We start from the raw sequence: 13,612 nt of genomic DNA, 5'->3' as shown, positions 1-13,612 counted from the left end.
CCTGTCCGTTCTTCTCGACCCCGAGGTGGTTCACTCATGTCTACACACACCTTTTCGGCCCGCTCCGAGGCCGCTCAGCTCGCCATCGCCGACGATCTGCTGACCCTGCTGGCCGACGTCGCCACCGAATCGCGCCCCGACACCCGCCTGGAAGCGCTCACCCTCGCCGTGGCCGCCGACCTGCCCGTCCTGCTGTGGGGCGAGCCTGGCATCGGCAAGACCGCGGCGCTGACCCAGCTCGCCGATTCCCTCGATCTGCCCCTGACCACCGTGATCGCGAGCGTGCACGAGCCGTCGGACTTCTCCGGGCTGCCCATCATCGGTGACGATCCCGCCGCGCACGGCGTCCCGATGGCGCCGCCGGAATGGGCGGTGCGGCTGGCGAAAGCCGGACGCGGGCTGCTGTTCCTGGACGAACTGTCCACCGCGCCGCCCGCCGTGCAGGCCGCCCTGCTGCGGGTGGTGCTGGAACGGCGGATCGGCGCGCTGCGGCTCCCGCCCGGCGTCCGGATCGTCGCCGCCGCCAACCCGCGGTCCTCGGCCGCCGACGGCTGGGAACTGAGCCCACCGCTGGCGAACCGCTTCGTGCACCTGCAGTGGACCCACGACCACGACGTCGTCGTCCGCGGCCTCGGCGGCACCTGGCCCCGCGCCACCCTGCCCCAACTTGATCCCGAAAGACTCCCGGCGGCAGTATCTTTCGCGCGGCGCGCGGTGTGTGGACTGCTCGCCGCCCGGCCCAAACTCGTGCATCAGATGCCGACGACCGAAACCCGGCGCGGCGGGGCGTGGGCATCCCCGCGCAGCTGGGACATGGCGCTGCGGCTGATCGCCTTCGCCACCGCCGCGGGTGCGGGTCGCGACGTACTGTCGATCCTGGTGCGGGGCGCGGTCGGCGACGGGCCCGGTTTCGAACTGCTCACCAGCATCGACCGCATGGACCTGCCCGATCCCGAAGTGCTGCTGGCCGATCCGGCCGCGGCCGACCTGCCCGAGCGCGGCGACCTGCGGCAAGCCGTACTCGACGGGGTGGTGGCCGCGGTGCGCAAGCGGCCGGACCGGGCGCGCTGGGACGCGGCGTGGGCGGTCCTGGTCAAGGCCGTGGAGACCGGAGCACCCGATCTGGTGGTCGTGCCCGCGACCACGCTGGCCACCCTGCGGCGCGAGAACTGGGACGTGCCCGCCGCGATCGAACGGCTGGCCGGCGTGGTGTCGGTGTCGCGCACCGCCGACCGGGCGGCCGAGCGGGTCGCCGAGCGGGTGGGCCGATGACGGCCGGCGCGGTCCTGGACCGCGACAAACTGTTCGCCGCGCGGCTGCACGCGGTCCGGGCCAGGCCCTACCTGGCGACCGCGCTGTACGCGCTGCACCTCGTCGAGTCGCGCCGGGTGCCCACGATGGGCGTCGACAAGTACTGGCGCTGCTACGTCTCGCCCGTCTTCGTCGACCGCACGCCCGTGGAGGAACTCGCCTCGGTGCTGGTCCACGAGGTCGCACACCTGCTGCGTGAACACCACGCCCGCAGTGATCGCTTCGCCCGCGACCACGACCTGACCGGGCCGGCGCCACGGCTGCGGATGAACATCGCCGCCGACGCCGAGATCAACGACGACGCGTTCGGCGCGGGGCTGGTGACCCCGGCGGGCGCGGTCACCCCCGCGACGCTCGGGTTGTCCGAGGGGCAGCTCATGGAGGACTACCTGCGGCAGTTCACCCTCGGCCACACCACCCAGGACTGGGCCTGGCTCGACTGCGGCAGCGGCGCCGACGGGCTCGAGCGGGAGTGGGACCTGGGCCCCGACGGCGCCGACGGACTCAGCGAACAGGAACGCGACGCCGTCCGGTTCCGGGTGGCCCAGGGCATCGTGGGCCGTCCCGGTGACGCGCCCCAAGGGTGGCAACGCTGGGCCGAGGAGGCGCTACACCCACCGCAGGCCTGGCGCGTGCTGCTGGGCGCCGCGCTGCGCGCCGCCATCTCGGCGCCGGGGGTCGGGGAGGACTACACCTACCGGCGGCCCGCGCGCCGGGCGGCGAGCCTGCCCGGTGTCGTCCTGCCGAGCCTGCGGCGCAGCCCACCGCAGGTCAGCGTCGTCATCGACACCTCCGGATCGGTCAGCGACGCCGAACTGGGCAGCGCGCTGCTCGAGGTCGCCGCGATCACCCGTGCCGTGGGCGGGCGCCGCGACCTGGTCACGGTGTTCTCCTGCGACGCCGCGGCCCGTGTCGCCGTCCCGCTGTGCCACGCCGAGGGCATGGTCCTGATGGGCGGTGGCGGCACCGACCTGCGCACCGGGTTCACCAAGGCCCTGCGCACCAGCCCGCGTCCCGACGTTCTCGTCGCCCTCACCGACGGCCAGACACCCTGGCCCGCCGCCCGCCCACCCTGCCGCACGATCATCGGCCTCTTCCGCCGCGCCCCCTCCGTGCGGCACGACGACCCCGACTACGTCCCGGACCTGCCCCCGTCCTGGGCCCGCGTCGTCGACATCGGTTGAGCCCGAACGCTATCCGGCCGCGCCGACGAGCTGCCGGTAGGCGCCGTTGCGGGCGAACAGGTCGTCGTGCGGGCCGGTGTCGACGATCTGCCCGTTCGCCAGGAACACCACGGTGTCGGCTTCCCGGATCGTCGACAGGCGGTGGGCGACGACGAGCAGTGCGCATTCCCGCCGCACCGCTCGGATGGTCGCGTGCAATGCCTGCTCGGTGTCGGCGTCGAGCATCGCGGTCGGTTCGTCCAGCATCATCAGCACCGGTCGGCGGATCAGCGCCCGCGCCAACGCGACCCGTTGCCGTTCGCCGCCCGACAGCAGCACGCCGTGCTCGCCCACCGGTGTGTCCAGGCCCTGGGGGAGTCGCGCGACCAGATCGGTCAGGCCGGCGAGTGCTATCGCGTGTCGCACGTCGTCCTCGCCCAGCTCCGGCTGCCGGTAGGTCACATTGTCGCGCAGACTGCCGAACAGCAGGGGCGCGTTCTGTTCCAGCAAGCTGATGTCGGAGCGCCACGCTCGACGGGACCGAGCGGCACAGGAGCGGCCCGCCAGCACGATCTCGCCGTCGTCCGGTGTGTAGAACCTGCTCACCAGCGAGAACACCGTGGACTTCCCGGCGCCGGAATGCCCGACCAGCGCCACATGTCCGCGCGCGGGCACCGAGAACGTCACGCCGTCGAGGACCTTGCGCTCGCCGTAGGAGAAGTGCACGTCCTGGAACTCGAGCGCGAGATCACCTGCCTCCCGGGTTCTTTCGTCGTCGTGCAGCGCGGCGTCGACGTCCTCGGCGGGCAGCGCGAGAGTGGATTCGATCCGGTGCAGCGCACCGAGCGCCTGCTGCAGTCCCACGGAACCGTTGAAGAGATCGCCGACCGGCATCAGCAGGTTCATCGCGAGCAGCATCATCGTGACGAGCGCACTCAAGCTCATCTGGCCGTCGGCCACCCGGATCCCGCCGACCAGGAGCGACACGACGAACGAGCCGGTCACCGCCAGGTGCATCGCCGGATTGCCCAGTGCCTTCAGCCGGGCGGCCCGGATCCCGGCGGTGAACGCGGCCCGGGCCAGCTCCGTGAGGTGTTCGTGCTCGCGATCCTCGGCATTGTTCACCTTGACCGTGCGAACCCCGGCGATCGCGCGTTCGATGTCGGCCGACAATGTCCCGACACTGTCCTGCAACTGGGTGGAGGCCGTCTCGATGCGCTTCATGACGAACAACATCGCGCTCGCGGCGACGGCGACGGTGACGATGACGATGGAGAACAACAGCCAGTCGATGTAGATCATCACGACGATCGTCCCGACCAGAGTGATCATCCCGGTCAGCAACTGCACCAGACTGGACCCGACGGCATTGCGGACCACTGTCGCATCGAGGGTCACGCGGGAAATCAGATCCCCTACCCGCAGCGATTCGAGCGTGGGAATCCGCAACCGCAGCAGATGCCCCGTCAACCGTTCCCGAATCGACAGCAGCACCGACTCACTGGATCGCTCGAGCAGATAGTGCCCGCAGGTATCGGTCACGGCATACAGCAGATACGCCCCGACCAGCGCGGCAACCGAACCCGCGATCGCCTCACCCGCGACCGCGTCCCGCACCACCCACCCGGCCAGCAACGGCTGCACCAGCGACAACGTCGTCCCCACCAGCAGCAGCAGCGTCGCCGAACCCAGCGCCCCGCGCTGCGGTGCGACCAGCCTGAGCAGCACTCCTACCCGCCGTGTCCACGAATCGCGCGGTGTGACAAGGGATTCGGCAGGCGTCATAGGTCGAAACTACGCGCGCACGCGGGCGCGGCGGGCGCGGAGGCGGGGTGCGGCGAGCATGTACAGGCCGGTGAAGAACAGGGCGGCCAAGGGGAGCAGGGGGAGGTAGGAGACCCAGATGATCGGGTCCGGCAGGGACAGGGCGATCACGGTGGCGAGGACCGTGACGACGAAGACGACGGCCGACCAGCGGTGGACCGGGCGGACGCCGCCTGCCGGGGCGCCGCGGTGCGCTCGCTGTCTGCGGTAGACCCCGACATACACGGCCAGGCCGGTGAGGAACAGGCCGGCGAGGGGGAGCAGCGGTAGATAGGAGACCCAGGTGGGGCCGCCGACGGCCAGGGTGAGGACGGTGACGAGCAGGATCACGGTGAAGGCGATCGCGCACCAGCGGTGCGCGCGCCGAATCCAGGAGGCGTTCATCGGCAACCCTTTCGTGGTGGCTGGACGTGCCGTGTGGACGATGCTTCCACCGCATCGCGGGCGCGGGCTTCTCGATTCCTGACCGGTGTGCCGGGTCGGGAGCGGGATGGGCGCTTGATTCATAGTGTGTGGTGCACGTCACAGTTGAATCGCGATTCGTCCCATTCGCCTCGAGGGCTTTCCTTACGCTTGGGTAATTCTTTACTATTGGCCGGACCCTGTGTCTCGGGTCTTCTTCGCCGCTCGCTCGCAGCTCAGCATCTATTGCCAGTGCATGTTCGACCGATGAACCGGGAGCCATGAAGGCCCCGGCGAAGGAGAATGATGACCGACAATGATCCTCCGCGCGCGTCGCTGAAATCCCTTCTGCAGCATGATCTCCCGGCGTCCGTCGTGGTGTTCCTGGTCGCCCTGCCGCTGTCGCTCGGTGTCGCGCTGGCCTCCGGCGCGCCCGTGGTGGCCGGCCTGATCGCCGCCGCGGTCGGTGGCGTGGTCGCCGGATTACTCGGCGGCTCCTCGGTGCAGGTGAGCGGGCCGACCGCGAGCCTGGCCGTGGTGGTCGCTGCCGCCGTGCAGCAATTCGGCTGGGCCGCCATGTGTTTCATCACCGTCGGGGCGGGATTGCTGCAGATCCTGTTCGGGCTCAGCCGGATCGCGCGTGCCGCGCTCGGGATCGCGCCCGTGGTGGTGCACGCCATGCTGGCCGGCATCGGCGTCATCATCGCGCTGCAGCAGGTGCACGTGCTGCTCGGCGGCGACACCGTCAGCTCCACCTGGGCCAGCATCGTCGCGCTGCCGCAGCAGGTGATGTCGGTGCACAAGGGCGATCTGTTCGTCGGCCTGCTCGTGATCGCCGTGCTGATCGGCTGGCAGTACCTGCCGCGTCGCGTGCGGCTGGTGCCGGGGCCGCTGGTCGCGGTGGTGACGGCGACCGTGGTGTCGCTGATCCTGCCGCTGAGCGTGGACCGGGTCCGGCTCGACGGTTCGCTGCTCGACGGCATCGGCCTGCCCGCCCTGCCGCACGGCGGGTGGGTGCCGATCCTGCTCACCATGCTCACCGTCGCGCTCATCGCGAGCGTGGAGACCCTGCTCTCGGCGGTCGCGGTCGACAAGATGCGCCCGCGGCAGCGCACCGACTTCGACCGCGAACTGCTCGGTCAGGGTGCGGCGAACATGGCCTCCGGCCTGCTCGGTGGCCTGCCGATCGCCGCGGTGATCGTGCGCAGCATCACCAACGCCAATGCCGGAGCGCGCAGCCGGGCGGCCACCGTGCTGCACGGCTGCTGGATCCTGGTGTTCGCGATCGCGCTGGTCGGCCTGGTCCGGCAGATCCCGACCGCGGCGCTGGCCGGGCTGCTCGTGCTGATCGGCGTGCAGCTGGTGAAGCTGGCGCACATCAAGCGGGCCCGGCGCACCGGTGATCTGTACGTGTACCTGGTGACCGTGCTCGCGGTGGTTTTCCTGAACCTGTTGCAGGGCTTGGTGATCGGGCTCGTCGCCTCGTTCGCACTGCTGCTGTGGCGGTTCGTCAAGTGCGGTATCGCGGCCACCGCGCGACCCGACGGGAGCTGGCTGGTCCGGATCGACGGCACCTGCACCTTCCTGGCCGTGCCCAAGCTCACCGGCGAGCTGGCGAAGGTGCCCGCCGGGGCCGGGGTGACGGTGGAACTGAGCGTGGACTTCCTCGACCACGCCGCCTGCGAACTGCTCTCGGAGTGGGCGAGTCATCGCGAAACAGCCGGTGGCGCAGTCGACTTCGTCGAACTCGGGACGGCGCGGATGGCCCGGGCGCAGGACGGCCCGCCCGAGCACGGGCAGGCGCGCAAGGCCGTCGACGAGGCGCTGCGGCCGTGGCGGCGCAGCGGGGGCGTCGACCCGATCGCCGCGGGCATCACGGCCTACCACCGCGGGCACGCGCACCTGGTGCGCCCGCACCTGGCCGGGTTGCGGCACCGCCCCGACGCCGACACCTTCTTCCTGACCTGCGCCGACGCGCGCATCGTGCCCAATGTCATCACCAGCAGCGGTCCGGGTGACCTGTTCACGGTGCGCAATGTGGGCAATCTCGTCCCGGTCGGCGGCAGCGACGTGTCGGTGGAGGCGGCCCTGATCTACGCCCTGGACAAGCTCGACGTGCGCGCGGTGGTGGTGTGCGGGCACAGCGGGTGCGGTGCGATGGAGGCGCTGTACGGGCAGGTCCAGGCGGGTCCGGGGCTCGATGACTGGCTCGCGCACGCCGTGCCGACGCTGGCGGCGTTCCACGCGGGTCATCCGGTGGCGGAGGCGGCGCGGCAGGCCGGTTTCGGTCCGATCGACCAGCTCGGCATGGTGAACGTCGCCCGCCAGGTGCAGACGCTGATCGACTATCCGGCGGTGCGCAGCGGCATCGTGCAACGCGGGGTGGCGGTGTCGGGCCTGTTCTTCGACCTGGCCACCGCCCGGGTGATCGAGGTGACCGTCGACGGGATCGCCGAATTCGACGATGCCGGGAGCCGGGTCGCGGCCGAACCGGTGTGAGGCGCTTCTGGTGTGTGCCACACCACAGCGGGCCTGCGCTTATGGCGGCACCCACTCTTCGTGCGGCACACTGGTTTTGCCAACTCTTTACCAATAGGTTGGTTAGCGCCGCGCTCCGGTTCGCCGACGCATCGGTGCGCCCGCGCTTCATCGCTGGAAGCTGTTCCGCGGTCCCTTCGACCGCTCCTGACACGTCGATCGTCCATCGACCGTGGCCGCGCGCCCGGTCGGCGAAGGAGAACCATGTCTATCGCGAACGACCTAGCTCCACCTCTCACCCCGGCCCCGCCGCCGGCGCGCCCCTCCTGGCGTGACACCGTCCTGCGCCACGATCTGCCCGCCTCGATCGTGGTCTTCCTGGTGGCCCTGCCGCTGTCGCTCGGTATCGCGGTCGCCTCGGGCGCGCCGGTCGCCGCGGGCCTCGTCGCCGCGGTGATCGGCGGCATCGTCGCCGGTTCGCTCGGTGGTTCCGTGCTGCAGGTCAGCGGGCCCGCGGCCGGCCTGACCGTGGTCGTCGCCGAGTCCATCGCGCAATTCGGCTGGCGCCTCACCTGTTTCATCGTCGTCTGCGCCGGGCTGTTGCAGATCGCGTTCGGTCTGAGCCGGATCGCGCGCGCCGCGCTGGCGGTGGCCCCGGTGGTGGTGCACGCCATGCTGGCCGGCATCGGTATCACCATCGCGCTGCAGCAGATCCATGTCCTGCTCGGCGGATCCTCGCACAGCACCGCGTGGCGCAACCTCGTCGAGCTGCCCGGGCAGCTCATGTCGCTGCACGGCGGCGACGTGCTGGTGGGCGCCGTGGTGATCGCGGTGATGCTGGGCTGGAAGTACCTGCCGCCCAAGGTGCGCGCTGTGCCGGGTCCGCTGGTCGCGGTCGTCGCGGGCACCCTGCTGTCGCTGGTGCTGCCGACCGAGGTGGAGCGGATCGTGTTGAGCGGCTCGCTGTTCGACGCGCTGCAACTGCCCGAACTCCCGTCCGGGAACTGGTCGGCGGTCGCGATGACCGTGCTCACCATCGCGCTGATCGCCAGCGTGGAGAGCCTGCTCTCGGCCGTGGCGGTGGACAAGATGCACACCGGCCCGCGCACCGGATTCGACCGCGAACTGATCGGGCAGGGCACCGCCAACGTGCTGTCGGGCATGGTGGGTGGCCTGCCGGTGACCGGCGTGATCGTGCGCAGCGCCACGAATGTGCAGGCGGGTGCGCGCAGCCGGGCCTCGGCGATCATGCACGGCTGCTGGGTCCTGCTGTTCTCGGTGGCGCTGGTCGGCCTGGTCGAGCAGATTCCGAAGGCCGCGCTGGCCGGGCTGCTCATCGTCATCGGTATCCAGCTGGTGAAACTGGCCCACATCCGGCTGGCCCGGCGCACCGGTGATCTGCTGGTGTACGTGGTCACCGTGCTCGGCGTGGTGTTCCTGAACCTGCTCGAGGGCGTGATCCTCGGTCTGGGCCTGGCCTTCGGCCTGCTGCTGTGGCGCGTGGTGCGGGTGCAGGTCGCCGCGACCCCGCTGCCCGACGGTCTGCGCTGGCTGGTCCGCATCGACGGCTCCTGCACCTTCCTGGCCCTGCCGAAGCTGTCCGCCGAGCTGGCGAAGGTGCCCGCGGGCGCCGCCGTCACCGTGGAGATGACGGTCGACTTCCTCGACCACGCCGCCTTCGAGGCCATCGAATCCTGGCAGCACCAGCAGGAAAGCGGCGGCGGCCGGGTCGATTTCGTCGAGATCGGCAGCGCGAAGATGGCCGACACCACCGGTGCGCCGCCCGCCCGCGGCTACGGCCGCGCGACCTGGGACCAACTGCTGGGCCCGTGGCGGCACCAGCCCGGCGACGACGCCGTGACCGCGGGCGTCGCGGCCTTCCACCGCAGCCACGCGCACGTGGTGCGCCCGCATCTGGACGAGCTGCGCGACCGGCAGGACCCGCATTCCTTCTTCCTCACCTGCTCCGATTCGCGGATCGTGCCGAACGTGATCACCTCCAGCGGCCCCGGCGACCTGTTCACCGTCCGCAATGTCGGCAATCTCGTGCCCACCACCGGCGACGACTCCGTGGAGGCGGCGCTGGCGTTCGCGCTCGAGGAACTGGCCGTGCGCTCGGTGGTGGTCTGCGGGCATTCCGCCTGTGGTGCGATGAAGGCGATCTACACCGGCGCCGAGGCCGAGGGCGGCCTGAGCGCGTGGCTGCGGCACGGCGCGGCGAGCCTGGACCGGTTCCGGGCCGAGCATCCGGTCGCCGCGGCGGCCAGGGCGGCGGGCTTCGACGAGATCGACCAGCTGAGCATGGTCAATGTCGCGGTGCAGGTGGAGACGTTGCAGCGGCATCCGGCGGTGCGCGCGGCCGTGGCCGAGCGCGGCGTGGTGGTGTCGGGATTGTTCTTCGACATCGCGGGCGCGCGCGTCATCGAGGTGACCGCCGACAGCGTGCGGACCCTCGACGATCGGATAGAGCCCCCGGTCACCGCGTGATCCCGGCGCCCGCGGCTCGTAGTCTGGAGCGATGACGAGCGAGACGACCGCAGGCGCCACCGACTCCCCGGCGGAATCCGCCGCCGGGGACAAGGACGGCCCGGCGCCCCGGCACCGCTGGCGCGCCTTCCGGGCGAGCATCGAGAAGCGCCCTACCCTGAACCTCGGCTACCGCATCGCCGTCGGCGTGGTCGGTGGGCTGGTGCTGCTCGTCGGGATCGTCACGATCCCGTATCCGGGACCCGGCTGGGCGCTGGTGTTCGCCGGGTTCGGCATCCTGGCCACCGAGTTCGTCTGGGCCCACCACACGCTCGGGTGGGTACGCGGCAAATACCGCGTCGTCATGGACTGGTACACCTCGCGCGGGTGGACGATCAAGATCCTCGGCGCGGTGGCCACCTTCGCCCTCGTCGTGGTGACGCTGTGGCTGCTCGGCACGTATTCGTTGGTCGGTGGGTGGATCGGAGTCGATTGGCCATGGTTGCGCAGTCCCCTGATGTCGTGAGCACCGTCCCCGGGCGGCTGCTCACCGATCCCGCCTGGATCGCGGGCCGGATCGGCGAGATGAGCCGTGCCTGGGGCACCGACGCCGCCCGCGTCGGCGGCACCCTGTGGTGGTGCATGGTGGCCTCCGCCCTGGTCGACCAGGTCACCGCGGCCTACGCGGCGGGCCGTCCAGCCCCGGTCGCCGGGCTCGACGATCTCGACTGCGCGGTCCGCCCGGACGGCGGCATCGAACACATCCGTTTCCGCGACCACGCGGCGCCCGGCGACCCCGAGGCCGTCGGCCGTGCCCTGCGCGAGACCCTGAACACGCTGATCCCCCAGGTCGCCGCGGTATCCGGCGCCGGCATCCCCGCGCTGTGGGCGATCGTCTCCGACGCCATCGGCAACCGCGCCCTCGACGCCGGCGCCCCCGAGGTGGCCCCCCGCCTCGCCACCGAAATCGGCTCCCGCCTGCTCCCACCCCGCTTCGTCACCGTCGGCGACCGCACCTTCGTCAAGCGACTCTCCTGCTGCCTCGTCTACGAGGTCCCCGGCTGCGACATGTGCACCAGCTGCCCGAAACGCCCCGCCGCGGAACGAACAGCCCTGCTGTCGAACCCCTGATCCCGCACCCGCAACTCGAGCGAGCACATGGGTAACTCACCGGGCACGGGCTGACCCCGCGACGCTGTCACCGCCGGCCGCCTGCCGAATCTGCCGCGAACCTGGGCCCGGCCTGAATACGCGGAGAGGCGGGATAGCATGGTGCGCGTTCGTAGGATCAGCCTGCGCCGTGCGGGAAACACCCGCCGGACGAGACGTCAAGGAGAGCATCCCCGTGACCACCTCTGCACCCCTCAGCCCTGTCGCCCTCGTCCGGGTGCAGGCCGGGACTACCGCGGGCGCCGCGGTGCGGGAGGCGGGGCTGCCCACCAAGGGCCCGGGCACGATCGTGGTGGTCCGCGACGCCGAGGGCGCGCTCAAGGACCTGTCGTGGGTCCCCGAGGAGGACGTCGAGGTCGAGGCCGTCGCCGCCGACACCGAGGACGGCCGCAGCGTGATCCGGCACTCGGCCGCGCACGTGCTGGCCCAGGCGGTGCAGCAGGAGTTCCCCGACGCCAAGCTGGGTATCGGCCCGCCGATCAAGGACGGCTTCTACTACGACTTCCGGGTCGACCGGCCCTTCACCCCCGAGGATCTGGCCAAGCTGGAGTCCCGGATGAAGAAGATCGTCAAAGGCGCGCAGCGCTTTTCGCGTCGCGTCGTCGAGATCGACGAGGCGCGGGAAGAACTGGCGAAGGAGCCGTTCAAGCTCGAACTGATCAGCGACAAGTCCGGCATCGACGATCCGGAGATCATGGAGGTCGGCGGCAACGAGCTGACCATCTACGACAACCTGGACCCGCGCACCGGCGAGAAGATCTGGGGCGACCTGTGCCGCGGCCCGCACATCCCCACCACCAAGTTCATCCCCGCCTTCAAGCTCACCCGCAGCTCGGCCGCCTACTGGCGCGGTGACCAGGACCGCGAGGACCTGCAGCGCATCTACGGCACCGCCTGGGAATCGACCGAGGCGATGGACGAGTACCTGCACCTGCTGGCCGAGGCCGAGCGCCGCGACCACCGCAAGCTGGGCCTGGAACTGGACCTGTTCAGCTTCCCTGACGAGCTCGGCTCGGGCCTGCCGGTGTTCCACCCCAAGGGCGGCGTCATCCGCAAGGAACTCGAGGAGTACTCGCGCCGGCGCCACGTGGCCGCGGGCTACGAGTTCGTCAACACCCCGCACATCACCAAGGGGCACCTGTTCGAGGTCTCCGGTCACCTCGACTGGTACCGCGACGGCATGTTCCCGGCCATGCACCTCGACGCCGAACTCAACGAGGACGGCACCGTGCGCAAGCCCGGCCAGGACTACTACGTCAAGCCGATGAACTGCCCGATGCACAACCTGATCTTCCGCGCGCGCGGCCGCTCCTACCGGGAGCTGCCGCTGCGGCTGTTCGAGTTCGGGTCGGTGTACCGCTACGAGAAGTCCGGCGTGATCCACGGCCTGACCCGCGTGCGCGGCATGACCCAGGACGACGCGCACATCTACTGCACCAAGGAGCAGATGCACGCGGAGCTCACCAGCACGCTCACCTTCGTGCTGTCGCTGCTGCGCGACTACGGTCTCGACGACTTCTACCTCGAGCTGTCCACCAAGGACCCGAAGAAGTTCGTCGGCTCCGACGAGCTGTGGGAAGAGGCCACCGAGACCCTGCGCAAGGTGGCCACCGACTCCGGCCTGGATCTGGTGCCGGACCCGGGCGGCGCCGCGTTCTACGGCCCGAAGATCTCCGTGCAGGCCAAGGACGCGCTGGGCCGCACCTGGCAGATGTCGACCATCCAGCTGGATTTCAACCTGCCCGAGCGTTTCGAGCTCGAGTACACGGGCGCCGACGGCGCCAAGCACCGTCCGGTGATGATCCACCGCGCCCTGTTCGGCTCCATCGAGCGCTTCTTCGGCGTGCTCACCGAGCACTACGCCGGCGCCTTCCCGGCCTGGCTCTCGCCGGTCCAGGTGGTGGGTATCCCGGTCGCGGAAAACTTCGCCCCGCACCTGGATTCGGTGATCGAGCGGCTGCAGGACGCGGGTGTGCGGGCCCAGGTGGACCGCAGCGACGACCGGATGCAGAAGAAGATCTTCAACCAGACCGCGCAGAAAGTGCCGTTCATGCTGCTGGCGGGCGCCCGCGACGTGGAGGCGAACGCGGTGAGCTTCCGCTTCCGCGACGGCACCCAGGTCAACGGCGTGCCGGTCGACGACGCGATCGCCACCGTGCTGGCCTGGATCGGCAACCGCGAGAACGCCTCGCCGACCGCCGAGGGTTTCCCGGTGGTCACCGCGGCGAAGGCGTCGTCATGAGCGAGAGCATCGCCTCGGAGGCCGGCTCGATCGTCGACACGGGCGCGGGTCAGCCGGACCGGCTGCAGCGGCTGTGGACGCCGTACCGGATGTCCTACATCACCGGTGAGGTCAAGCCCAAGGACGCCACCGGGCACCCGTTCACCGACATTCCCAAGATGTCGGACGAGGACGGGCTGATCATCGCCCGGGGTGAGCTCGTGTACGCGGTGCTCAACCTGTACCCGTACAACCCCGGGCACATGATGGTGGTGCCGTACCGCCGGGTCGCCGACCTGGAAGACCTGACACTCGCCGAGAGCACCGAGCTGATGGCCTTCACCCAGCAGGCCATCCGCACGATGAAGCGGGTCTCGCGGCCTGCCGGTTTCAATGTCGGGCTCAACCTGGGCGGGGTGGCGGGCGGCTCGCTGGCCGACCATCTGCACCAGCACATCGTGCCGCGCTGGGGCGGGGATGCGAACTTCATCACCGTGGTCGGTGGGGTGAAAGTGATGCCACAGTTGCTGCGCGAGACGCGGCAACTGCTGGCGGAGGCGTGGGAGGACTGACAACC

General features: G+C 70.5%; 10 protein-coding genes. 8 read left to right on the top strand and 2 right to left on the bottom strand.

All coding sequences use genetic code 11. The features are described 5' to 3' along the window. Positions 1 to 36: 36 nt before the first annotated feature. The gene (locus EL493_RS25175) at positions 37 to 1,272 is read left to right on the top strand and encodes an AAA family ATPase (RefSeq protein ID WP_019047939.1); all 1,236 of its coding nucleotides are present in this window, start codon (positions 37 to 39) and stop codon (positions 1,270 to 1,272) included. Next, the gene (locus EL493_RS25170) at positions 1,269 to 2,495 is read left to right on the top strand and encodes a vWA domain-containing protein (protein WP_019047938.1); all 1,227 of its coding nucleotides are present in this window, start codon (positions 1,269 to 1,271) and stop codon (positions 2,493 to 2,495) included. The genes EL493_RS25175 and EL493_RS25170 overlap by 4 nt, the downstream gene beginning before the upstream one ends. A 9-nt stretch (positions 2,496 to 2,504) precedes the next feature. Here the strand turns inward: EL493_RS25170 and EL493_RS25165 are convergent, their stop codons facing one another. Together EL493_RS25165 and EL493_RS32795 are read right to left on the bottom strand one after the other, a co-directional pair. Then, on the bottom strand, positions 2,505 to 4,202 hold the full coding sequence (locus EL493_RS25165; protein WP_019047937.1) for an ABC transporter ATP-binding protein: 1,698 nt from the start codon (positions 4,200 to 4,202) through the stop codon (positions 2,505 to 2,507). 66 nt (positions 4,203 to 4,268) lie between these two features. Next, a complete protein-coding gene (locus EL493_RS32795) occupies positions 4,269 to 4,682 on the bottom strand; it encodes a hypothetical protein (protein WP_022566410.1) in 414 nt (137 codons plus the stop codon). Positions 4,683 to 5,003: 321 nt separating this feature from the next. On the opposite strand from EL493_RS32795, the gene EL493_RS25155 reads away from it, so the two are divergent. The 6 genes from EL493_RS25155 to EL493_RS25130 all read left to right on the top strand — a co-directional run bounded on the left by EL493_RS25155 (position 5,004) and on the right by EL493_RS25130 (position 13,607). Next, a complete protein-coding gene (locus tag EL493_RS25155; RefSeq protein ID WP_019047935.1) occupies positions 5,004 to 7,199 on the top strand; it encodes a SulP family inorganic anion transporter in 2,196 nt (731 codons plus the stop codon). A 243-nt stretch (positions 7,200 to 7,442) separates the two neighbouring features. Beyond that, complete coding sequence (locus EL493_RS25150) at positions 7,443 to 9,665, top strand: SulP family inorganic anion transporter (protein ID WP_019047934.1); 2,223 nt, start codon at positions 7,443 to 7,445, stop codon at positions 9,663 to 9,665. Positions 9,666 to 9,696: 31 nt separating this feature from the next. After that, a complete protein-coding gene (locus EL493_RS25145) occupies positions 9,697 to 10,170 on the top strand; it encodes a TIGR02611 family protein (RefSeq protein WP_019047933.1) in 474 nt (157 codons plus the stop codon). Beyond that, entirely contained in the window at positions 10,167 to 10,775 is a 609-nt protein-coding gene (locus EL493_RS25140; RefSeq protein ID WP_019047932.1) for a (2Fe-2S)-binding protein, read from the top strand. Before EL493_RS25145 ends, EL493_RS25140 begins: the two co-directional genes overlap by 4 nt. Positions 10,776 to 10,989: 214 nt before the next feature. Next, positions 10,990 to 13,056, top strand: coding sequence for a threonine--tRNA ligase (thrS, locus tag EL493_RS25135; protein WP_030202765.1), 2,067 nt, complete (start codon positions 10,990 to 10,992; stop codon positions 13,054 to 13,056). Continuing rightward, complete coding sequence (locus tag EL493_RS25130; protein ID WP_019047930.1) at positions 13,053 to 13,607, top strand: HIT family protein; 555 nt, start codon at positions 13,053 to 13,055, stop codon at positions 13,605 to 13,607. Before thrS ends, EL493_RS25130 begins: the two co-directional genes overlap by 4 nt. Positions 13,608 to 13,612: the final 5 nt, after the last annotated feature.

The organism is Nocardia asteroides, assembly GCF_900637185.1.
Taxonomy (GTDB): domain Bacteria; phylum Actinomycetota; class Actinomycetes; order Mycobacteriales; family Mycobacteriaceae; genus Nocardia; species Nocardia asteroides.
Note: the sequence above shows the minus strand (reverse complement) of the source record. Positions and strands in the feature narration are given on the sequence as shown.

Coding starts and splice junctions, on each gene's coding strand:
- EL493_RS25175 (WP_019047939.1), top strand. CDS start 37: ATGTCTACACACACCTTTTCGGCCCGCTCCGAGGCCGCTCAGCTCGCC.
- EL493_RS25170 (WP_019047938.1), top strand. CDS start 1,269: ATGACGGCCGGCGCGGTCCTGGACCGCGACAAACTGTTCGCCGCGCGG.
- EL493_RS32795 (WP_022566410.1), bottom strand. CDS start 4,682: ATGAACGCCTCCTGGATTCGGCGCGCGCACCGCTGGTGCGCGATCGCC.
- EL493_RS25155 (WP_019047935.1), top strand. CDS start 5,004: ATGATGACCGACAATGATCCTCCGCGCGCGTCGCTGAAATCCCTTCTG.
- EL493_RS25150 (WP_019047934.1), top strand. CDS start 7,443: ATGTCTATCGCGAACGACCTAGCTCCACCTCTCACCCCGGCCCCGCCG.
- EL493_RS25145 (WP_019047933.1), top strand. CDS start 9,697: ATGACGAGCGAGACGACCGCAGGCGCCACCGACTCCCCGGCGGAATCC.
- EL493_RS25130 (WP_019047930.1), top strand. CDS start 13,053: ATGAGCGAGAGCATCGCCTCGGAGGCCGGCTCGATCGTCGACACGGGC.